A 22,530-nucleotide genomic window follows, 5' to 3' on the forward strand; every position below is an offset into this window, starting at 1 on the left:
AAAAATTGGAAGTCTTGTCAGGATGGTGGGATGATTTCTTTTGGGGGTCTGTCGTTGTTGCGCAGGTGTTTCTGGCCTCGCTGGTCCTGATGGTCATTTTCGGACTCATCGGGGCCGCGGCCAAACTGTCCGACAACCGCGTCGCACAGAAAATCGCAGGGGCATATACGGTTGTGTTTCGCGGCACGCCCGAAATTCTGGTGATCCTGCTGTTGTATTTCGGATCGGCCATCACGCTGACGGCGATTGCGCAAATCTTCAACCCCGAGATCAAGTTTCTGGATGTACCGCCCTTCTGGGCGGGCACAATCGCGATTGCGCTGATTGTCGGGTCTTATGCCACCGAAACCTTTCGCGGCGCGTTTCTGGGGGTGAAACCCGGCAGTATCGAGGCGGCCCACGCTTTGGGCATGTCGAATTTCCAGACGTTCTTCTATGTCCGCGTGCCCGAAATGTGGCGCCTTGCCCTGCCCGCTTTTGGCAACCACATGCTGTCGCTGATCAAAGACACCGCGCTGATTTCGATCATCGGGCTGAACGAAACGCTGTTCGTGGCCAAACAGGCGATCGGAACAACGGGCAAGCCGTTTACGATGTATATCGTCGTCGGTCTGATTTATCTGGGGTTTTCCACATTGATTACACTGACCGTCATGGCGCTTGAACGCTATGGGCAGCGCCACATGAGGGCAAGCTCATGAGCTTTGATCTGTCCCTGATTGCGGATGCCTTGCCCAAGATGCTGATGGGCATCGGGCTAACATTTCAACTATTGGTGCTGTCTGCCGTTCTGGGCCTGATGCTGGCCATCGTGCTGATGCTGATGCGGATCAGTGGAAAATGGTACCTGTCCTGGCCTGCGCAGGTTTACATCTACGTTTTCCGCGGCACGCCCATTCTGGTTCAGATCTTCATCGTATATTACGGGTTCCCGCAACTGGACTTTATTCGCGAAAGCATTCTTTGGCCGATATTCCGCGATCCGTTCGGCTGTGCCATCGTGGCGCTGACTCTGAACACAGGGGCCTACGTGTCCGAAATTCTGCGCGGCGGTGTCTTGGGCGTGGATCGCGGCATACTCGAGGCAGGTGAGGCGCTTGGCCTGTCGAAAACGCAAAGATTTGTGTATCTGACCACACCGATTGCCACGCGACTGGCGCTGCCGGCCTATGGGAACGACATCATCAGCCTGCTGAAATCAACCGCGCTGGCCAGCACCATTACTCTGGCCGACATGACAGGCATTGCCCGCACGATTGTCGCGCAAACCTTTGCGCCCTACGAAATCTTTGTTTCGTTGGCGATCGTCTACATGATCCTGACGTTCTTTATTCAGAAATTCCTTGCCCGGATCGAACGATACCTTGGCCGCTACACCGAAAGGGAAGGCTGACATGACATCTACGCAACCGCTTATCCAGATGCAGCATGTAGGCAAGCATTTTGGCAGCTTCAAAGCGCTGAACGACATCAACCTGAACGTCACCAAAGGCGAACGTATCGTTGTATGCGGCCCATCGGGATCGGGCAAATCGACGATGATCCGCTGTATCAACCGGCTGGAAAAACACGACGAAGGCACGATCATAATCGACGGGATCGAACTGACCGATCAGTTGAAGGATCTGAATGCGGTGCGGCGCGAGGTTGGCATGGTTTTCCAGAGCTTTAACCTGTTTCCGCACATGACGATCCTGAAGAACCTGATGCTGGCCCAACGTCTGGTTCGCAAGACGAAAAAAGAAACCGCGCGCGACATTGCAATGCAATATCTGGAACGCGTCAAAATTCCCGAACAGGCGAACAAATACCCGATCCAGCTCTCCGGCGGTCAACAGCAGCGCGTGGCCATTGCCCGCGCCCTGTGCATGAACCCCGAAGTTATTCTGTTTGACGAACCGACCTCGGCGCTTGATCCGGAAATGATCAACGAAGTGCTTGAGGTCATGGTTGATCTGGCAAAGGACGGAATGACGATGATCTGCGTCACCCATGAAATGGGATTTGCCCGTTCCGTTGCAGACCGCGTGATCTTTATGGATGGCGGCGAGATTGTGGAAGAAGCAGAACCGCAAGAGTTTTTTGGCAATCCCAAAAACGCACGCACCAAATTGTTCCTGAGCCAAATTTTATCGCATTAAAGGTATCCTGAATGTCCACCGAAATGCCCCCGCACAGCGATTTTATGGCCTTCGCCGAGACACTGGCAGACCAAAGCCGGTCCATGTTGCTTAACGCGCGCCAATCCGCGCCGGATGTCGCGCTGAAGGCGGACGCGTCTTTTGTGACGGCAACAGACAAGGCAGTTGAAACCGCCTTGCGCGAGATGATCCTGAAGACGTACCCGGCGCACGGAATTCTGGGTGAAGAATTCGACAACATAAATCTCGATGCAGAATTTGTCTGGGTCATCGACCCGATTGATGGCACTGCCCCGTTTATCGCGGGCATCCCTGTTTATGGTACGCTGATCGGATTGGCATGGCGCCGAAAACCATTTCTTGGCGTGATCGACCATCCGGCAACCGCAGAACGTTGGGTCGGGGTTTCACATCGTTTCGCCCAGCATAACGGCAGCCCGGTGCGGGTGCGTCCCTGCGCATCGATGGAAACTGCACTGGTGACGTGCAGCAATTCCGATTTCATGTCTGATGCCGAACGGACCCGCTTTGCAGATATCCGCAAACGGGCACAATACGTTCAATATGGCGGCTCCTGTTATGCTTATGCGGTCTTGTCATCCGGCAAAACCGATCTGGCGATTGACGGCGGGTTGGACCCCTTTGACGTCTACGCCTGTGCCGCCGTTATCGAAGGTGCCGGTGGATGCGTGTCTGACTGGAACGGAAATGCACTGACATTTGATATGGTGGGCAACATCGTGGCGGCAGGTGATCGCGCCCGTCTGGACGAAGCTGTATCGATCCTGAAAACGTGAAGCCCTTGAAAAGCAACGCGTGACCAATGCGGCGTACTCCGACTTGACCGTAGACACAGCAACGCGAACGGCGGCAGCGCTGGAATACCACCCCACCCGCCGAACCTGCTTTATCTGATGGTGGTATTTCTACGCTCTAAAAAACGGTGATGACCGAAAGCCTCAACAGGCTTCCCTCGGGGCCATTGTTGTTGTTCCAGATTACTTCACCGTAAGACGCTTGCAGGTTTACACCACTTGGCAGGACGTGGTTCACTGACAGACCCACTGAAAAAGCTTCCTGCCTGTCGTCGTTGGAAACGCCGTTGGTGGATGTCTTTCCGCCGTATTCGTAAACGGCATCAAGCGATGCCCAAAACGACGCGCCAAAATTGCGAGTGTAATGGGCCTCAACCGTAAAAATCGGGTCTTGTCCGGTGCTGCCGGGTCCTCCGAAAGGGGTGTTGTTGTCACCAAAGAACGTAACCGAAGGCAGCACTTCGATCGTAGAGCGGTTGGAGTCCAACAAAGACTGGCCCATGACATAAGTTGTTGGCAGACCAATCTGGAACGCATACCGGTTCGCACCGGTGTTCAGAACCTGATCTGAATGATAGGCCCCAACCGGAAGAAACGCTTTGCCAAGCAGGCCGATCTGTAGCCCCGGTTCGTGCGACGCAAATTCGGCCGGACTGTTCAGGGCTGGTGAGCCGACAAAACCGTAGACTGCGCCAATCTGTAAATCAAAAAGGCCACTTTGATCGCCGGTCAGGCGTGCGGGGGCGCCACCACCAAGATCAAACGATCCCTCGACCGAGCCTGCCGATAAAACAAAGAAAGCCCCGAACGAGTTTCCGTTTACGTCAAAGGTTTGCGTGTACTGGAAGCCGCCAACATTCACGTTGATGTCGGAGTTTTGAAGCACAGCCCCGGGGCTGAAGGTTTGGTTGCCGTCCAGCGACATAAACAGGAATCTTCCTGATTTTGTGCCGGTCGGAACAAGCTGATAGGCACGCGGGCCGTCGCCACCTGCAGCACTGGCATATGACGCCGGAAAAAGCGCCGCTATCGTCAGGGCGAAAACGCCGAGTTTCCAAAGTCCTGTCATTGGTGCGTTCAAAACTCCTGCATGACCTCGACGCGGGACATGGATCGCCGCATAATGTTAGTTGCGATGTTTTCACCAAACGACCCCACAGTGCATTGGGCTACCGCCCACCGGCCCCAGAAACCATCGTCCCGATGGCATCCAGGCCAATCATGCACTAACATTCAAACTGGACCAATCAAGTGGGGCTGATCACCGCCGCGAACGTCCGGTCCTGGTGAAAGCAGTCGTTTAGAACCAAAACTTCGAAATTCCGTTTGTGAACGGCTGCTTAACGCGACGAACCGGTCATCAGAGAAGAACAGTCGAATGACTGCCTTGAGCCCTTCCACGACATTGGACCGGAGTACAGAATTCGTTGCGAAGGGCGGACAGCCGACCTTCGCCGCAGAAGCGAGCCATCTAAGCTGTGAGGTATGAAGCTGACATTCAGAACACCTCGAACGCGGGCTGGGCGCTGCCCCTCAACGCTGATCTTGTGACCGAAGAGATTTCCTTAACTTGATTCGATAGTTCGGCCGAGCGAGAAGCCTGGGCGATGAAGGGCCCTGAAATGCGCGAGCCGAGTGGTCACCGCGCTAAGGTCTCCCCTTTCCGGTCAGCAGCCGGTTCTTGATCGGCATTTCGTTTCCGCAATCCGAGCAGTCTGATTTGGCTTCGGCCCGAAAGCCCGTCGGCGTCTTGCCGGTCCATCGCCTGAATGCCCGGTCGAGGGCTGCCGGGCCGGAGAGCCCTACCTGAGGGGCGATTTGCGCGATGGGTAGGGTCGTGTTCGACAGGAGATCTTCGGTGATGCTCCGGCGCACGTCGTCCTTCACCTGACTGTAGGAAGTCCCCTGTGCCTCGAGAATGCGCTGTACGCGGCGCGGATGCAGACCGCATATGTTGGCGAAGCGCTCAAGCGACAAATCATCGTGACCTATGTTTTCCACCAGAACCCTGCGAAGATAGGATAGTGTCGCTTTGCCGTCGCTATCGGGGCCGAATTCCCCTCGTGACGAGTCCACCAGGTTCCAATCCAGCGAGAACGGCGCCCAAAGCCATTGCGGCGGAAATGAAATCCGCAAGCCGTTGATCCCGGACGTAATAAGCGCCTGTTTCGGCAGAAAGCCCGGCGGAAGACCCGCAGTGGTCGGTACAGTGACGAGGATGTCTTTTGGATCGAACTTTTCGCCGATCCCCTTTTTTATCACCGTTACAAAGAATGCGACACCCACTGCATCCAGCTGATTTGATGGCTTCGACACGCTGATCGTGCGCTGAACCTCAAAGCTCGCAATGTCGGGTGAAACGAATATAGAATACCGTACATTATCAACTTGCTTCGAGACCTCCACGACCACGCGGGAGAGGAAACCTCCCAAGGTGAGCGCATGGCTCGCCGCTTGCCAGAGCCCTGGTGTTCCTTTCATGGCTGTTTCGATCGCCACCTTTGCGCCAAAATATGGATCGCCGAGGGTTTCCGCCATATCCTCCATGGCAGAATAACAGGCGCGCGCTTCAACCAGCATCGCGGGGTCAGTCAGCGCGCCGAGGGGAATCCTGTTCCGGGCAAGGACAGCTCCAATATCGCCGCCCCGCGAGGTGAAAGCCTTGGCGAGTGGAAACAAAACCATCATCGCTCGCGTGAATTTCGGGGCAGATCCCTTGCTCATCCGTTCTGATCTCTCAACTGCCAAGGTTAACCCCGTGGACCCAGATTATGCCACCACTGGCATGAGATGCAAACAGCTGACCTCCTGAGCATGTTAGTTTTCTGACCAGAAATGAAGAGAATCGGGCGGCGCGCGCATCGCGCTCACGACGAAAGCAAGCGCAGAGATTGATGCGATCATTAAGCCTTGCCCGATCGGTCAGGGCAGTCATGGGAGATCGAAGACATGAGCAACAGTGATATGACCCGCCGGGAGTTCAATGCGGCGGCGGCGGCGGGGGCGGTCGCGCTCAGCACCGCAGGAAGCGCGGTTGCGCAGGTGACGGAGAGGTTCGACCTCGTGCTTCGCGGGGGCCGCGTGATGGACCCGGAGACGGGGTTCGATCAGATCGCCAATGTCGGCATTAAGGACGGCCGGATCGTCGCCATCACGACCGACCCCCTCGAGGGCGGCCGGCAGATCGACGCGAGCGGCCATGTCGTAGCACCCGGCTTCATCGACACGCATTTTCACTGGCCCCGGCCCATGGGCAACAAGCTCGCGCTGCTCGATGGGCGCACAACCGTCATGGATCTCGAGATCGGCACGCACGGGCCGCTGGTGGACAGCTGGTACGCCGCACGCGCCGGTGCCAACCAGATCAACTACGGCTGCGCCACCGCGCACGAAATGGCGCGTACGTATGTTCTCGACGGAATCACGACGGAAGATGCGCCCGAGATGTTGAACCACCGGGGCACGGACAAGACCGGTTGGTCCCATACCCGCCCGGACCTCGAGCAGGGCAACGAGATCCTGCGCTTGCTCGACGCCGGCCTCGCCGCGGGGGCCGCCGGCATCGGCTCGACGCTCGGCTACATGCGCGACGGCGCCTCGGCGCGCGAGGTGTACGAGATCCAGCGCGTCGCCGCGCGCTACGGGCGGCCCTGTGGGTTCCATTTCCGCTACACGCCCGGCACCGACACCACCGAGTCGAACGGCATTCAGGAGATGCTGGCGAACGCCGCCGCGGTCGGCGCCCCGGCCATCGCCTGCCACTTCAACAACCCGGGCTACAACCTCGTGCACGAACTGCTCTTGGGTATGCGGAGGCAGGGCATGAACGTCTGGGGCGAGCTCTACCCTTACGCTGCGGGCTCCACGGCGCTCAACGCCGTGTTCCTCGAGCCGGAGATCTGGGTCGACCAGCTCGGCTACGAATACGAGACGACCATCCAGGACGCACTCACCGGTGAGTGGTACACGCGCGAGAGCCGCGCCGAGATGATCGCCCGCGAGCCCGCACGGCTCGTACTGGCCTACAAGATGCCGGAGAGCGCCATCGTCGACTGGCTGCGAATGCCGGACGTGGCAATCGCGTCGGACGGAATGCCGATCCTCGACGGCAGCATCACTTGGGACACGCCGTTCGAAGACCTGCCCAACACTCACCCGCGCGGGGCCGGCTCCTGCGCGCTGACGCTGCGCCTGGGGCGCGAGAACGGGATCCCTCTGATGCAGAGCCTCGCGCAGCTCAGCTGGAACTCCGCGCGGCCGCTCGGCCTGACGGGGCTGCAGGCGATGCAGGAGCGCGGCCGGATGCAGGAGGGGATGGTCGCTGACATCACGGTGTTCGATCCCGAGACGGTCACTGACAACGCAACCTATGCTCAGGGCAACCTGCCGTCCTCGGGCATTCCCTTCGTGATCGTGAACGGCACGGTGGTCGTCGACGGCGGCGAGGTCTTGCGCGACGTCAATCCGGGCCAGCCGATCCGCCACGAGCCGCGGGAAAGCCTGTTCGAGCCGCTGGACGTCGAGGCGTGGATGCAGGCCTTCTACGCCGTCCCACAGGATTTCGGCGGTGGCATTCCGACCTCGCAACCGGCCTACGACCCCCGGGTCATCCCCTGCTGCCAGTGACAAAGAGCTTCGGCATAGCAGCAACGGGATCGGCAGCATTCTGACTCGTCGGGGACCCTGCAGGGCAGAAAGAGCGGATAATGCAACAAGGATCGGGGACCGCAAGCGTAATGGCTTGGCCGTTATCACTCAGCTTGAATTTTGTCCGCGAAGCCGGGCGACCGGCCTTGTTTAACTTTGAACGGCACAATCACGATGCGCGTTTCGCAGAAGGATGTACGAAATATGAACTTTCTTAGCGTTATCACAGCCGTAGCAGTTTCCGCGGCGGTTTGCTTCGGCCCGGCATACGGCCAGACAACTGAAGGACAGTCCGTTGGTGCCGCGATCGAACAGATCGCGTCGGGACTTGCCGGGCGCATAGGCTTCGCGGCGCAGGAAATCGGCGGCAACGAGGTCATCGCGTTCAATGGTGATGAGACCTTCGCCATGGCCAGCACGTACAAGGTGGCGATCGCTGCTGCCGTTCTGGATCGCGTGGACAGAGGGGAACTCAGTCTCGACCAACTGGTCGAAGTCCCGCCCGACATGTTCGTCACCGGCGTATTTGCGCTTGCCGAGACATTCCCCCATCCCGGGATCCAGCTCTCGGTGGCGAACCTGATCGAGGTGATGATCACGGAAAGCGACAACACTACGACCGACGTCTCCATGGAACTGGCCGGCGGAGCGGCGGCGGTGACCGAGTATCTGCGCAACCTCGGGATCACCGATATCAGGGTCGATCGGACGACCCGCGAGATTCTCATGGATTTCTACGACTTGCCGGGGGCCACGCCAGAAGATGTCGCTGAGGCCATCAGCAACAACCCGGCATTGGTGCAGGCTCAGGTTGATCCCAATCCGGACTTCGAGGCGGATCCGCGCGACCACGCAACGCCCCTTGCGATGCTGCAACTCCTGCTTGCAATCGACGGTGGCACGGCGATGAGCCCGGAAAGCCGCGAGTTCCTGCTGGGAGTCATGTCGCGCACGCGCAGCGGCCCCGGCCGTCTCAAGGGGCTGATGCCGAAGGGAACGCTCGTCGCACACAAGACCGGAACCGCAGGCGGAATTGCCAACGACGTTGGTTATATCACGCTCCCCGACGGTCGACGGTTTGCCATCGCCGTGTACACGAACAGCAACGAAACACCCGTTGCGGACAGGGATCGGGCAATTGCCGAGATCGCCCGCATGATGTTCGACTACTTTTACTTGGCTCCGGTAGCGAACCAATAGATGCGCAACGTCTCTGTTGCACAAATCGAGTGATGGCCGAGGTTCCCCTTTCCCCTGACGGACTTATCCTACAGCCTCCGTGACGGGTATGGCGTTCGCAGCGAACGGCAGGTTTGACGGGCCGCGGCGCAGCAGTGATCAGGCCCCATGAACGGCAGGAACGGGCCGGAAGCAAGTGTCGGCTTGAGGGTCGCGAAGGTCTGAATAGTCCCGCTTTGCTGTCATAGGTGCAAGTCGCAGCAAACAACCGCACCGAGCCCTTAAAGGATGATGCATTGCAGAGGAATGTCGGCTTTCGATATGATGTTCAAGAACGCCACTAAAATCGAACGCGTTCAGCGCGGCTGCTTGATCTGATTTCTCTGCAAAACCCAAAACCATGAAAGTTTGCGATGACACTGTTTTCTATCGACTGGTTGCCGCTCTTACGCGAGTTCATCACACTGTTGGTGGTGATTGACCCTGTCGGAACAATTCCAGTCTATCTTTTTGCTGTTGCCAGCGTACCTGCCCATTTGCATCGCCGTTTCGCTCTGCGCGCAGTCGCTATCGCAACCCTGGTGCTGCTCGCATTCCTTGTCGGTGGGCAAGTGGTTCTCGAAACACTGGGGCTGCGTCTGGGTTCGTTCCAGATTGCCGGGGGGATCATTCTGTTTCTGTTCGCGCTTTCCATGATCTTTGGCGATTCAAAGCCCCAAACCGAAATAGCTGAGGCTGAACGCGATCACCTGTCAGGGGCTGTTTTCCCACTGGCAATGCCCTCCATCGCGTCACCCGGCGCGATGCTGGCAATTGTGATACTGACCGAGAACAGTTCAAACACTTTTTCTGAGCAGGCAACTACGGCAGTGCTGCTGGTCTTCGTGCTCACTTTTACGCTTATTTTGCTACTGGCGGCAAACTTTGTTCATCGCCTAATCGGCGATACCGGCGCGTCAGTGATTTCTCGTGTCATGGGCATCATTCTGGCCACCATCGCCGTCGACGCCATCCTTGGTGGTTTCGACACGCTCAACATTTTTGATGTCGCACCCGCAGAGAACCCTAGCCCACTTAGTGAAGCAACAAAATGACTTGGGGCGTTTTGGTAGGTGATTTCTAAATCGACCAGCGGGAAGGGGTGGTGTCTTGATGCCTGTACCGTTGCCTTCGCCTTACCCTCGGAAAGGAGTCATCTGATGGGCCTTAAAAAATTAGACTTTGGCACCTGCGCAGCGCAAATCCGTTCTGTCCTCGGAGTGGTCAACCCGGAGTCTTAAGCGCGTGTAGAGTGCCCAATGTCCACTGTGAGCCCTCTTTGACCGATGCTGCGGGCCGCACCAGCGGCGGGAATGCCGACCTAGCAGTCATCCGACGATTTCCCTCAGATCACGGCTCCCAGCCCACGGCAGTAGTCTGGCCAAGGTGGAGTAGCGGCGAAAGCGGACCCTTAGCCGCAAAGCTTTCAATCTTGAGCTCATTTGAGTGGGAACCGCGACTTTTCGGCTCCCACCCTGGTCTAAGTTATGTTGAGCGATTTGCAGTTTCCGGCCCAAAAGTGTTCTTGATCTCGGCAACAAGATCAGCAGGAAAGCCACCTTCTTTCGCATGGCGATAGATGGCCTCTGCATTGTCGGCCTCATGCACGCAGTAGAGCTTGTCGCCTGCCGCATATGTATGGTGCCAGACGTACGGGACACCGAGCTCATTCACAACTGTATTGGATTTTTGCGAAATGTCGCAAAGCTGGTCGGCGGTAAGCTGGTCAGCACCTGGAATATTTCTTTCAACGATGAACTTGGGCATCCTGATTTCCTTTGATTTGTGAGGCGCCAAACCGGCGCGTTGGTCGCATTAACTCTAGTTGCATGTTGAGTATGTTAAACTCCTGTCAACAACAGCGCTATTTGCCTAGTATTAAACTGAATACGGGCTTTCACGTAGTCAGGAGTTTTTCCTGTTCTTTTAGTAAGGCTATCATATGACTGATATTGACTGGCGCCACCTTCCCGCCCTCACTACGCTTCGTGCCTTTGAGGCAACGGCACGGATGAAGGGGTATTCAGCTGCGGCCAGAACACTCAATGTTACACCTGCGGCTATTGCGCAGCAGGTCCGCAAGCTTGAGGTCGAAGTCGGTGCTGCGCTGGTTCAACGCGAAGGGCGAGGATTGGTGCTAACCGAGGCGGGACGTCATCTTGGCCTGTCACTCCGCGAGGCATTTGCCTTGATTTCAAGTGGTGTCGCTGAGGCCCAACGAATGCAAGAAGATCACGGAGTCCGGGTTTCCACGACTCACTATTTTGTAAATTCTGTCATATTGCCGAACCTCAGCGATTTCTGGTCACAGAACCCCAAGACACAGGTCTCATTTGTTCCCGATGGCAACCAAAGTCCGATCGATCTCGATAATTTTGATATTGCCATTCGTGGCTTTCGTAAGGGAGCCACCTGGGAAGGGTACGATGCGCAGTCGCTGCTTGAGACACCGGCAATAATTTGCGCCGCCCCGAGTTTGCTGAGCGGCGGAAAGCCGGACCTGTATACATTGCCGTGGGTGGCCGAACATGGTTTCAAGGAAGCCGAGTTGCACGAATTCGCCCGGCGCGCGGGTTTTAATCCAGAAACGATGCGGATCGTCGATCCTGGCGATGCAAGGTACGAAATGGAAGCAGCCCTGATGGGGTTTGGACTGATGCTAACCACCGAAGTCATTGTGCGAAAGCATCTGAAAGACGGGACGCTTGTCTGGGTCGACACACCGCTTGATGAGACGGTTGTTTATCAGGCGATTTGTCGCAAGGGCACCAAGGCTAAACCGGTGCGTACACTTCTCGATTGGCTAAAAGTATTGTGTGCACCTCTATCCTATGATGGCCGGCCCTCGTGAAACTTGACAGCCAATCGCAGCCTTCCCAGCCAGAGGTGAACCAAGAGTTTCGGGCGACCTCAAGTGGTTTCAATTAAATGGTGTCCGACAATAGTTGGGCAATCGATTTGGTTGAAAATGGCTCCTCGCCGTCGTTCGCTGTTTCATCCACGAACGTCGGCTTTCTTACAGAAAACAGAGTTTTTCAACACAATCAGCCCAAAGCAGACCTGCCGTCAGCGCTCCATACAAGGTAAAGATCAAGCACGGTTTAGCTGCTCAAGTTCATTTTGGTACCATTCGGCAAAAGCAATCAGGCGCGGGTCCGGGTATGCGGTCTCAGCATAAACGACATACATGCTTTTCTCAGAAGGAACTGTTTCGGGATGCAGTCGAACGAGGTGGCCATTGCGTACATCGGCTTCGGTCAACAGGGTGTCGGCGAGCGCAACGCCATTGCCCGATAAAGCAAGATCAATGGCCTTGGCGCGGTCAGAATACTCAATCAGTTGCTGGCGCGCGTCAGGAAGGGCATTGCACTGAGCAAACCATCTCGGCCAATCGCCTTGAGTACCGAGGTTATATGCAAGGGGCAACTTGGCAATCTCTTCAGGAGACATTGGCAAATCATACTCTTGCACCAGTTCCGGTGCGGCCACTGGGCCGACCTGATCTTGCCTGAGCAAGATCGAAGCGAGGCCTGACCACGAACCGTCTCCGTACCGCACTGCACCGTCAATATCACTGCCTTTGAGGATTACGACATCTGCGTCCATCTCCGGCATAATGCGAATATCTGGATAAACCTCGTGAAAATTCCGTAGCAGGGGCAACACCATTCGGTTTGCGTAGAACGGAGCAACTGACAGCTTCAGACTACCAGCCATCTGCTGACTGCTGATCCGCTCAACAGAGGCCTGCATTTGCGCAAAAGCACCAAATAGACCTTCAGCAAACTCTCTTGCTGCATCCGTCAGCACGAGTTGGCGGGTCTTTCGGTGAAAGAGTTTCTTCCCAAGATGATCTTCGAGTGCACGAACCTGATGGCTTATCGCCGCCTGTGTCACATGTAACTCTTCTGCCGCTTTCTTGAAGCTCTGATGCCGGGCGGCGGCTTCAAAGGCGTGTAACTGTTTGAGCGGAGGCATTCGGAAGACCATAACGCATCATACACAAATTTTTCTTTTCTATGTACCAAAAAACCATCGTTTGTCATGGGCCCCCAGACCGGAGCATTCTTTCTTCAGAGACCACCAAATCAAGAGACCATAAAGAGGAAATGACAATGCACTCCGGACAGAAAACCAAGCCATTTGCTGACTACGAAATGATGATGCTTCGGGAGGGGTGGAACCCCCGATGTGAACTACTTGAGTTGGAAATTACCCGGCTTGAAGCTGGCCATGAAATGCGCGGGAGTTTCACATGCGAGGTCTGCGTCCGCCTTGGTGCACCAAGCAGCAAATGGCCGAAACGAGCCCCAATCTTGTCTTTGATATGTTTCCCGGAAAATTTTGCTAATTCTGCAAAGTAGACATCTTCTTTGTTGGTGCTGTCAGACTAATTCGAATTCGTCTCTGCAAGGACAATATGACTGCCCTTTATTCCGCACCGAGACCGCGCCACTCAGCCAGAGCGGCGGCACGGTTGAGTTTGAAATTCGTTCGACTTAAGAGGCTGCGTTCCTGATTAAAGTGGTTGTAGACGGAAGCGTGGACGGCGGCGAATTTCTGCAAACTTCGCATCCGTCTGAACCGAAGCATGGCTCGCTCTCGTCGTCGAAACGGCAGGTGTGAATTCTCCACTCGGTTGTTCATCCACCGGCCCGTTTCCTGCCTGTCTGCGGCGCCGATCTCTTTCAGCGCAGCACCATATGAGCGCAGCAGGTCCGTGACGAACACCTCCGGGCAACCATGCTTACGCATTGCTTTCTGTCAGAATTTCAATGCGGCCTTCTTGTCGCGCGTCTTTGTGACGAAGCTTTCCAGAACTTCGCCTTCATGATCGACGGCCCGCCAAAGATAATGTCGCTCCCCGTTGATCTTCACGAACATCTCGTCAAGATGCCAGCGCCACTTGCTTGATTTCATACCGGCAATTCGGCGTTTTCGGATCTCCGCCGCGAACATTGGACCGAACCGATGCCACCAGTACCTCACAGCCTCATGACTGACATCGATGCCGCGCTCGTGCAGCAAATCTTCGACATTCCGAAGCGACAGCGGGAAACGGACGTACAGCATTACCGCCAGGCGGATTATCTCACGGCTCGTTTTGAAATAGCGAAATGGATCAGGTTTGGTCATCCGACGAGGCTACAAAACCGCCCTGCCCGCCTCAAGCTAGTTTTCTTTGACAGTACCCCCGCATGGGGTACTACGATTACGCCCGCATCAGCAAGACGTTCGAAATGCGCATTCCAAGCGCATCAGGGGCAGCAGAAGACGACCTCGAAGAAAAACCAACCTTAACCAAACCCGACAAGGAGACATCTTATGGACAGACGTAAATTTCTAGCATCAGCGGGGATCGGCACAGCGGCGGCCGCCCTGGCCTCGCCGGCCATTGCACAGGACAAACGCCAATGGAAAATGGTCACTGCTTGGCCAAAGAACCTGCCTGGGCCCGGAGTGGCCGCGCAAACACTGGCGGATCGTATCACCACATTGTCTGGCGGGCGGATCGAAGTGAAGCTTTTCCCCGCCGGCGAACTGGTTCCGGGGCGCGGCGTATTTGACGCTGTCAGCGAAGGCACGGCCGAACTTTACCATGCGGTTCCCGCATATTGGGGGTCTAAATCCAAGGGCATCCTGCTATTTGGGTCGCAGCCTTTCGGCCTGCGCGCGGATGAGCAGTTCGGCTGGCTTTATCACGGCGGTGGTCAGGCGCTTTATGACGAGATGTATGGCCGTTTCGGTATCAAGCCGTTCCTGTGCGGTAACTCCGGCCCACAATGGGGTGGTTGGTTCCGCGACGAGATCAATTCGGCCGAAGACCTGAAAGGCATGAAGTTCCGTACCACCGGGCTGGCCTCGGAAATGGCATCAAAACTGGGAATGGCCGCAGAAGCCATGTCAGGCCCGGCGATGTTCCAAGCCTTGCAAACTGGTGCGCTGGATGCGGGTGAATTCATCGGGCCTTGGACGGATAGTGCGCTTGGTTATCATCAGGTCGCCAAGAACTACTATTGGCCCGGTGTCGGAGAGCCGTCCTCTGCCGAGGAATGCGGTATCAACGCGGCAGCCTTTGCAGAACTGCCCGATGATCTGAAGCAGGTTGTCAGCCTCGCCTGCGAAAGCCTCTACAACCCGGTTTGGACCGAATACACAACCAAACACGCAGCGGCGCTACGAACACTTGTCGCTGATGAAGGCGTACAGGTAAAAATGTTCCCCGAGGACGTGATCAACGCCATGGGCACTGCCGCCGCCGAGGTGATCGACGAGTTGCGTCAGGACGAGGACGAGTTGGTTAAGCGGATTGCGGAAAGCTTTGTTGCTTACCGCGACTCTGTGGGTAGCTATATGGTCTATGCTGACAACGGCCAGATGAACGCACGTGCTGCGGTTATGGGCTACTAAGACGACCTGCCTGCGCGAAGCACCTTTCGCGCAGGCATCATTTCGCTTTGGGAGGGGCCGATGGAAAAACTGGCAAACTCGATCGACGCCTTCAACACAGGCTTCGCCAACTTGGTTAGATGGCTTGCGCTGTTCATGGTGCTGGTGCAATTCACAATCGTCGTCGGGCGCTATGCTTTTGGTGTGAACTATATCGCCGCTCAGGAAAGCGTGCTTTATATGCATGCGACCCTATTCATGCTGGGTGCGGGTTACACGTTATTGGTCGACAAACACGTCCGCGTGGATGTGTTCTATGCCAAGGCCAGCCCGCTAACCCAAAGACGCATTGATATTTTTGGCCACCTCTTCCTGCTTTTGCCCTCCATGGCCGCGCTGCTTTACTGGTCTTGGCCGTCGGTGCGCAACTCCTGGAAAATCCTCGAAGGCCCTCTTTCCGTCGGCGGCATTGAAGCCGTGTTCCTGATGAAATCCCTGATCCCGGCCTTCTGCATCCTTGTCATGCTTCAGTCCGTATCGCTGTTGATCCGGCTCATTCTGCAAAGGCCATCGTAATGACCGAATATCTGGACCTTTTCATGTTCGCAGCCTTGATGGGCGCGATCCTGCTGGGCTTTCCTGTGTCCTTTTCCATCGCAGGTATTGCGGTAATGTTTGCCTATATCGGCTGGTATACGGACCATATGGACATCACCCTGCTGGGCGCCATGGGCCAACGTGTTTTTGGCCTTTTGTCCAACAACGTGCTGATCGCCATTCCGCTGTTTGTCCTCATGGGGGCCATTCTGGAGAAAAGCCGCATCGCGGAAGAACTGCTTGACACTATGGGGCGCCTTTTTGGCCAGCTCCGCGGTGGTTTGGGGATTTCCGTGGTACTTGTGGGCGCGCTTCTGGCGGCCTCAACCGGTATCGTCGGAGCGACGGTTGTTGCCATGGGGCTGATCGCCCTGCCAGCCATGTTACGTGCAGGATATGACCCGCGTGTCGCCTCGGGCATCGTATGTACAGCGGGCACGCTGGGGCAGATTATCCCGCCTTCAACGCTGTTGATCATACTTGCCGACGTCATGTCAAACTCGTTCCAGCAGGCCCAGTACGAACAGGGTAAATTCTCGGTCGAGGCGCTGTCCGTTGGCCAGTTCTTTGCCGCCGCTGTTGTCCCCGGCCTGCTGCTGGTCAGCCTTTATCTGATCTATATCCTCTTGCGGGGCTGGATCCGGCCACAAGACATGCCGCCGGCCCCGGCAGATCTGGCAAAACCCGATCGTGCCGAAGTCATCCGCGCCGTTGTGCCACCGATCCTGCTGATCTTTGCGGTTTTGGGTGCAATTCTGGGTGGTGTCGCCACCCCGACCGAAGCTGCCTCGGTCGGCGCTGTGGGGGCGGTTCTGATGACTGGACACAAGATGGCCATAAACCCCAAGCTAATTATGTTTGGAACGGCCGCCCTTATCTCGCTTGGTATCCTTGCGGGGGCCTTCCCCGTCCGCTTTCAACGCGATGACCTTAGCAACGGAACCTTTGCATTGGGCGTCTTCTACGCGGGTCTGGCCGTCGTCGGCATGGTTGCCGTCATTCTCGCCCTGCGCTCGGCTCTCAAAGAAAAAATCGTGCATGAGGCGATCAATTCGACCCTGACCATGACCTCGATGATTTTCGCCACAATTCTTGCGGCCGGCATCTTCAGCCTTGTTTTCATCGGCTTGGGTGGAGAAGAGCGTGTCGTGGGCATCCTGAGCAATATGCCCGGCGGCGCCACCGGTGCGTTAGTTTTCTGCATGATCTTCATCTTCTTTCTGGGGTTCTTTCTGGATTTTGTTGAAATCTCGGTCATTGTTCTGCCGCTAGTCACACCGATACTCATACTGCTCGGTCATGATCCAATCTGGCTGGGCGTGCTGATTGCCATCAACCTGCAAACCAGTTTCCTCACCCCACCATTCGGCTTTTCACTGTTTTATCTAAGGGGGGCCGCTCCAAAAGAAGTCACGACAGGCCACATATACGCGGGCGTCGTGCCTTTTATCGGGATTCAGGCGATTGGCGTGATTTTGATCTGGATGCTTCCGTTTTTGGCAACATGGTTACCGTCGGTACTGTTCTGATGGTGTTGTCAGACAAATGCGAACCAGTCTCTGCAAGGACAGCGACACTGCACGAGTTCCATGTTGGACAGATTCAGTGCATCTTGAAGTGAGTTGGCACACACGAGGTCGGAATTTATAAATGACAACAGTTGAACGGCGAAGAGCTTTAGCGCGTTTATTGCGACGATTCGATGTTGGCCATGAACTAATTAGGGTCGGAGACTTCGGTGACGGTGGTTACCTTGTGCCCGACGATCTGTCTAAAATAAGGGCTTGCTTTTCACCTGGAGTATCCAAGCAAGCGAGTTTTGAGATGGACCTTGCAAAGCGAGGCATCCAGTCCTTCATGGCGGATGCATCAGTCGACGGACCGGCTGAGGACGTGCCGGGTGGCCACATAGCACCTCAACCTGCCGTAGCTTCGTGACAATCTCTTCCGGCTTGTGTCGCTTGATTCCCATCTTTGATCCTCCGTTTCCTAACTATAGGGGCGGACCACTTCAAAGGGGGAGGATCAGTCATCTCTCGATCAAGAAAAATTGCCGGATGCGACTGTCGTTTTTACGGGTGGCATGGAAAGAATATATCGGGGATTAGATCTGCTGAAACAGGGCGAGACAGGTATTTTTTTATTTCTGGCATTGATATGGATGGTACATATCAACAAGAGATGATGGCGAGACACCTGGCAAAGGACGGATTGTCTTTATACGACTTCGACGATGGCCGCCTGATGCTGGGAGGCAACTGCTACCGCGGAAATGGCGATTCCAGACTTTTCAGGGAAATGGGCAGGATATCGCAGATCTGTCGGCCTGGGGTATATTTATACCTCTGAAAGGGCCGGGAACGCCCGCAGAAAATTTAATTTTCTGCATTATATCAATAACTTAGAAGGTGGTAGCTGGGGTGGTAGGATTCGAACTTCCAGTACATCTTTTGATGCTGCAGAAATAGAGAATTTAAATCAGTTAGTTACAGGATGAATCCCATCCCTTTGAGTCTGGGCGGTAGCTGTTGGCCCCGGAGGAGGCGGAAGGTGCGGCATAGCAAGTCCGGTCTCCTGCCAAGTCGAAAGAGCGTTCATACCCGCTCATCCAAAAGACCAAGTTCTTCCCACATCCAGCGGAAATCGTACTCTGCCATAGGAGATCCGGGCTCGCGCGCACTCGCGTTCTCAATGTGTTTCAGCCAGGCGATGACTTTCTTACGACCAGCGGTACTGCGTGCGGCCTGCCGCGGCGTTTTCTCCGCGAGTGCTGGAACTGGTTTGTCCAGAGTTTCCCGATAGTGCCGATCGAGATTTTCATGGATAATTTGTCTGGCGACATCCGGCGGGACCTCGTCGGACGGAGCGTCTCGTTGCTCTGCCATCGCTTGTTCGGCCGTTGTGATGGACGTCAACGGTGCCTTCACCAATCCGTCGAGTGCGCTCATCAGCATCACGCGCCCGGCTTCAGCCCGTTCGGCCGAGTTGACCGATAGGATCAGTGCCTTGCCCATCAATTCCAAATATCCGAGGACCGTCTGGCCGGCCTTCGACGTGTGCATAGCTAAAGCACCTTTAGCACCGCCGTAGGTTGCCGGTTCCGTGGTCACCCAACTCCATGCCTTCTGTCCGTAAGATAAAAGCTCCGGGTGTCGGGCAAGGCGAGATATCACATCTTTCTGCAGAACACCGGCCGCGAACGGAAACCTCAGGTCATGGAATTCCAAGGGGTCCCCATTGCTGTTGGTCAGTGTCGGCAGTTCGTGTGCAAGAACCTTTGGCAATTCCGCGAACAGCCAGGCATTCGCGAAGAGTGGTGCGCAACCGCGCTTTTGATCTTTGGTCAGAGTGAGTGTCTGACGCGGGCCGAGCTCCAGTGTATGACGGAGGCCGTCGAGCAGCAGCTCAGCTGCCTCTGATGAGAATTGCAGCAAGGCCCCAGATATCACGTAGTCATCACCCTGCTTCACGACGCGCACCGCAATGCGATCCCAGGGCTTCAGGCTGCGTGTCGCGCTCTTCTCGCGCACGGTGACGGGTTCAGAGGCATTAAGAAGGTCGCGAACAACCATCGACTTGCCAGGCACAATCTGACTCACCTCAAAAAGGCTTGGGGCGGCAGACCTCAATCCGGTGAGGTATTCACGATCTGCGGCACTCTCAGTCCAACCGCGCTGCTTAAGATACTGCTCGACGACATTGGTTTCTCCGGGGTCAAACGAGCGAGCCAGCAAGTCTTCAAAGGCGCAGCCCCAAAGCGTCATCGGCCAAGTCTCGCCGAGCAGCTCACTCAAATCTCCGAATTCCAGGTCAAACTCATCAAGAGCTGGCCCAATGTGCTCGGCCAGAACCTCGAACATCCGCTGGTGCCAAACGTCATCGCGTCGAATGAAGCCAACGAGGCCATCGATACCGTTCCCCTTTGCCATACCGGTCCCCAAAACTCAGTTCGGAACCAAACGATATTCAGGAGATCAAGCGGGGTCCACCCGGATTTTTGCACTCAGGCTGCATAAGGTAAATTTACTGAGGCTATACTTCTCAGGCCGTCTGCCCAAATACATACGCGGGTTCAGTTCTCCCCAGTTTTGGAATGCTTTGCGTTTTCAAAGCCAAAAACGAGCGAGTCGTTGAAACTGCGCAAAGCCCAGCGATCCCGTCATTCATCGTTTCGCTGGTCAACGTCTGCTTTCGGTGGCATCGGACGTTTATCAAAAATTAGCGAAAGACCGCTACGCGGGACGAAGCAGGCTTTCGATTGCTTCGGCTGCAAAAAGTGAAGGACCTCCTGGTGACGCAGGAGGCATCATTTGGTGGAATGTAATTCCAGGTACTGCTTGATGACATCGTCAGTCACGTTCCCGGAGGTCGTCGAGAAATACACACGCGCCCAAAAGCGTCTGCCCCAATACCGCTTGCGCAGGTCAGGGAACTCCATCTGGATGCGTCGGGATGAGCGACCCTTGATGCGTTGCATGACATCGGACAGGGACAGCTTGGGCGGGATCGACAGGAACATATGGATATGATCGCGCGCCAAAACGCCTTTCACGATATGGACACCCAGTTCTCCGCAGGTCTGGATGATTATTTCACGGATCCGCTCACGCATGGCACCCTGCAGAACCTTGTACCGGTACTTCGTGGCCCATACGACGTGGTATCTATGATAGAATCGCGTGTGCGCGGATGACGAGTAGCGCATGATCTTCTCTCCTGAATTTTGAAACCATACCGCCTCAGCGGGTTTCAAAATTCAGGAGAGAAGATCAGAATAGATTCGCTGAAGCGAACCGGCTGGAAGCCGGTGGCTTAAATCCATTAGGTGGAAAGTAAAATAGCTGCAAACAGCAATTCCTTTTTTTTGTGCTTCCACCAAGCCGTCGCTTTTTAATTGCGGCTAAGCACCCGCCATGAGTGGCGTTTCATTTGGGCGTGAATGTGCTTAAATGGCTCTGCCGAATTTCGATCAGAGGTAACATGTCCCCAGAATTGCAGATCTATTCTGTCCCGATTGCTGCGATGATCGTCGGCGCGTTTGCGTTTATGCTGGCCCCGCGCATTCTTGGGCTCAAAAAAGATAGCGAAGGAGCCTCGCTGCAAGTGATGACCCTGCGTGTCGTGCTGGTGATTTTCCTCGTGCTGCAATTATCCGACATCGTTTTGCACAACATCGTCGGGATCTATTACAACCGGATGCTGCTCAACATGTCGTTGACGGTTTTTGCGATTACCATATGCTTTGTTTTTTTCAATGTCTCAGGACGTATGCTGGACGCCAAGTTTGGCGCAACACGGCAGATTGACGGCAAAATGGTCGCTGTTCCCAGCTATCACAGCCGCATGGCGAGTGTTGTATTGCTCGGCGCAATGTTGATTATCCTGATCTATGTTTTGATTGAGATTTGGGGCCTGAACAGCCTTTTGGAGAAAACCGGTTTCATCGGCATTATTGCAGCGTTCTTCGTGCTCACCAGCGCGATCTGGTTGCCGGATCTGTTCCATGGCGTCGTCCTTCTGGGATCGTCCATGGCCGAAGAAGGCGACACAGTCATTTTGCGCGACCGTGATCGTCTATGCATCATCAACCGCCTTACTCCGTTCTATACGCTGCTTCTGGATGTGGATAAAAACCACCGCATTCTGGTTCGAAACTGTGATCTTATGAAGTGGGGTATCGAAAATTACACAAAGCGCGCATCGGTTGACGGTCTTCGCCGGACGCTCGAATTCAAGCTGGGGTATCCATCTCCGACAGGTGCGCGCGATCCGGTAACTAACCTATTCGAAAAGATTGAAAAATCTGTAGATGCCTGCTGTGCAAGGGCTTTTGAAGACGACCATATTATGGTGAATAAAAAACTATCTTTCGAGTGGGCAGCGGTGGACGCCGGTGACTACGCGCTTTCATTCCGGTTGTATTATTATCTGTCACCCCTCCCCGAAACGAAGCTTACCAGTAAAATACGTAAACACATGCGCGCTACGGATAACGCGATTGTCAGGATTATGTTCGAAGAAGCATTTGCACGCAGTCTGAACCTTGCAACACCTGCACTTGTGCACTTGGACACGTCGCAAAAGACCGCGCAACCAGCGCCGCCACACGCACCTTGAGCCGTTCAGTCAGCCCTTACGGCTGTTGAATTTGAACTGTCAAATTCCATGCGCCACCTTGTCCGTTAAGGTCCGCAACGCGCGCAATCAATGCGCCTGCGCTCGTCAGCATAGCGTCTTGCTTGGTGTCAGATGATACTGCGGTGATCAGATTGCCTTGCTGTTCAAAGATAGTCATTTCCACGCCTTCTGGCCCGTCGAAATAGAATGAAACCGCTGTTTCGGCCGGTGCCTCAATCTGCACGTCGATAATTTCACCCGGTTTCAAGACACCGGTGGTGGCACCGGGAAGAGCGAGTGAAACAGTTTCACAAGCCGGCAGCGCGAGGGTTTCAAGCACAGCCGGGTCGGCTCCAAACCATGGCCTAAGCCGACAGCAGCCACGTTGTAGCCGTAAACATGCTTCTGATAGCGAAAATTTCAACTTTTCGATAGCATGTTGTCCATGGCTTCAACCAACCGTGGTTTTTGGCATAATGCTCAGATAGTTTAGGGAAACGCAAAAAGGACACAAAATTTGCCTTCAGATGGCGTGTTCGCAACAAGGATTTTTCTGTTGTCTAGTTGCTCAAATCAGTTCCAAAGTCTCGAATGTCAGACAAAAG

Annotated in this window: 19 protein-coding genes and 1 pseudogene; 12 read left to right on the forward strand and 8 right to left on the reverse strand. The window is 55.4% G+C overall.

From position 1 onward, the window contains the following. Positions 1 to 5: 5 nt before the first annotated feature. From C1J05_RS11705 to C1J05_RS11720, 4 genes are read left to right on the forward strand one after another with little or no spacing between them, the layout of a single operon-like run. Positions 6 to 701: an ABC transporter permease gene (locus C1J05_RS11705; RefSeq protein WP_114870396.1), complete on the forward strand. Its 696-nt coding sequence runs from the start codon at positions 6 to 8 to the stop codon at positions 699 to 701. Continuing rightward, entirely contained in the window at positions 698 to 1,393 is a 696-nt protein-coding gene (locus C1J05_RS11710; RefSeq protein ID WP_114870397.1) for an ABC transporter permease, read from the forward strand. The genes C1J05_RS11705 and C1J05_RS11710 overlap by 4 nt, the downstream gene beginning before the upstream one ends. A gap of 1 nt (position 1,394) precedes the next feature. Beyond that, positions 1,395 to 2,141, forward strand: a complete 747-nt coding sequence (locus C1J05_RS11715; protein WP_114870398.1) for an amino acid ABC transporter ATP-binding protein — start codon at positions 1,395 to 1,397, stop codon at positions 2,139 to 2,141. 11 nt (positions 2,142 to 2,152) lie between these two features. Beyond that, positions 2,153 to 2,938, forward strand: coding sequence for an inositol monophosphatase family protein (locus C1J05_RS11720; RefSeq protein ID WP_254684587.1), 786 nt, complete (start codon positions 2,153 to 2,155; stop codon positions 2,936 to 2,938). A gap of 136 nt (positions 2,939 to 3,074) precedes the next feature. On the opposite strand, the gene C1J05_RS11725 is transcribed toward C1J05_RS11720, so the two are convergent. Beyond that, a complete protein-coding gene (locus C1J05_RS11725; protein WP_114870399.1) occupies positions 3,075 to 4,025 on the reverse strand; it encodes a transporter in 951 nt (316 codons plus the stop codon). Between the two features lie 578 nt (positions 4,026 to 4,603). Next, complete coding sequence (locus C1J05_RS11730) at positions 4,604 to 5,680, reverse strand: AraC family transcriptional regulator (RefSeq protein ID WP_114870400.1); 1,077 nt, start codon at positions 5,678 to 5,680, stop codon at positions 4,604 to 4,606. A gap of 225 nt (positions 5,681 to 5,905) precedes the next feature. On the opposite strand from C1J05_RS11730, the gene C1J05_RS11735 reads away from it, so the two are divergent. From C1J05_RS11735 to C1J05_RS11745, 3 genes are all read left to right on the forward strand, one after another. Then, entirely contained in the window at positions 5,906 to 7,582 is a 1,677-nt protein-coding gene (locus tag C1J05_RS11735) for an amidohydrolase family protein (RefSeq protein WP_205388935.1), read from the forward strand. 225 nt (positions 7,583 to 7,807) lie between these two features. After that, complete coding sequence (gene bla / locus C1J05_RS11740; RefSeq protein WP_114872290.1) at positions 7,808 to 8,803, forward strand: class A beta-lactamase; 996 nt, start codon at positions 7,808 to 7,810, stop codon at positions 8,801 to 8,803. A gap of 392 nt (positions 8,804 to 9,195) precedes the next feature. Next, on the forward strand, positions 9,196 to 9,876 hold the full coding sequence (locus C1J05_RS11745) for a MarC family protein (protein WP_114870401.1): 681 nt from the start codon (positions 9,196 to 9,198) through the stop codon (positions 9,874 to 9,876). Positions 9,877 to 10,306: 430 nt separating this feature from the next. Here the strand turns inward: C1J05_RS11745 and C1J05_RS11750 are convergent, their stop codons facing one another. After that, entirely contained in the window at positions 10,307 to 10,588 is a 282-nt protein-coding gene (locus C1J05_RS11750; protein ID WP_114870402.1) for a DUF4242 domain-containing protein, read from the reverse strand. Between the two features lie 175 nt (positions 10,589 to 10,763). On the opposite strand from C1J05_RS11750, the gene C1J05_RS11755 reads away from it, so the two are divergent. After that, a complete protein-coding gene (locus C1J05_RS11755) occupies positions 10,764 to 11,672 on the forward strand; it encodes a LysR family transcriptional regulator (protein WP_114870403.1) in 909 nt (302 codons plus the stop codon). A gap of 239 nt (positions 11,673 to 11,911) precedes the next feature. Here C1J05_RS11755 and C1J05_RS11760 read toward each other — a convergent pair whose 3' ends face one another. Both C1J05_RS11760 and C1J05_RS11765 read right to left on the reverse strand, forming a co-directional pair. Beyond that, complete coding sequence (locus C1J05_RS11760; protein WP_162798040.1) at positions 11,912 to 12,799, reverse strand: LysR substrate-binding domain-containing protein; 888 nt, start codon at positions 12,797 to 12,799, stop codon at positions 11,912 to 11,914. A gap of 453 nt (positions 12,800 to 13,252) precedes the next feature. Beyond that, positions 13,253 to 13,957 (reverse strand): annotated as a pseudogene (locus C1J05_RS11765) (IS6 family transposase). A 189-nt stretch (positions 13,958 to 14,146) separates the two neighbouring features. Between C1J05_RS11765 and C1J05_RS11770 the strand changes: the two are divergent. Genes C1J05_RS11770 through C1J05_RS11780 form a run of 3 tightly spaced genes read left to right on the forward strand, consistent with a single transcriptional unit; the run spans position 14,147 to position 17,337 of the window. Continuing rightward, complete coding sequence (locus C1J05_RS11770; RefSeq protein ID WP_114870405.1) at positions 14,147 to 15,232, forward strand: TRAP transporter substrate-binding protein; 1,086 nt, start codon at positions 14,147 to 14,149, stop codon at positions 15,230 to 15,232. A gap of 60 nt (positions 15,233 to 15,292) precedes the next feature. Further along, on the forward strand, positions 15,293 to 15,787 hold the full coding sequence (locus tag C1J05_RS11775; protein ID WP_114870406.1) for a TRAP transporter small permease subunit: 495 nt from the start codon (positions 15,293 to 15,295) through the stop codon (positions 15,785 to 15,787). After that, positions 15,787 to 17,337, forward strand: coding sequence for a TRAP transporter large permease (locus C1J05_RS11780; protein WP_114870407.1), 1,551 nt, complete (start codon positions 15,787 to 15,789; stop codon positions 17,335 to 17,337). The genes C1J05_RS11775 and C1J05_RS11780 overlap by 1 nt, the downstream gene beginning before the upstream one ends. 1,065 nt (positions 17,338 to 18,402) lie before the next feature. On the opposite strand, the gene C1J05_RS11790 is transcribed toward C1J05_RS11780, so the two are convergent. After that, positions 18,403 to 19,737 (reverse strand): hypothetical protein, encoded by a 1,335-nt coding sequence (locus C1J05_RS11790; protein WP_114870409.1) that lies wholly within the window; start codon positions 19,735 to 19,737, stop codon positions 18,403 to 18,405. A 377-nt stretch (positions 19,738 to 20,114) separates the two neighbouring features. After that, positions 20,115 to 20,513 (reverse strand): IS200/IS605 family transposase, encoded by a 399-nt coding sequence (gene tnpA / locus C1J05_RS11795; RefSeq protein ID WP_114870410.1) that lies wholly within the window; start codon positions 20,511 to 20,513, stop codon positions 20,115 to 20,117. 275 nt (positions 20,514 to 20,788) lie between these two features. On the opposite strand from tnpA, the gene C1J05_RS11800 reads away from it, so the two are divergent. Beyond that, positions 20,789 to 21,925: a hypothetical protein gene (locus C1J05_RS11800; RefSeq protein ID WP_114870411.1), complete on the forward strand. Its 1,137-nt coding sequence runs from the start codon at positions 20,789 to 20,791 to the stop codon at positions 21,923 to 21,925. 16 nt (positions 21,926 to 21,941) lie between these two features. Here C1J05_RS11800 and C1J05_RS11805 read toward each other — a convergent pair whose 3' ends face one another. Beyond that, entirely contained in the window at positions 21,942 to 22,265 is a 324-nt protein-coding gene (locus tag C1J05_RS11805; protein WP_114870412.1) for a hypothetical protein, read from the reverse strand. Positions 22,266 to 22,530: the final 265 nt, after the last annotated feature.

Source organism: Sulfitobacter sp. JL08 (genome assembly GCF_003352045.1).
In the GTDB taxonomy this organism is placed as follows: Bacteria; Pseudomonadota; Alphaproteobacteria; order Rhodobacterales; family Rhodobacteraceae; genus JL08.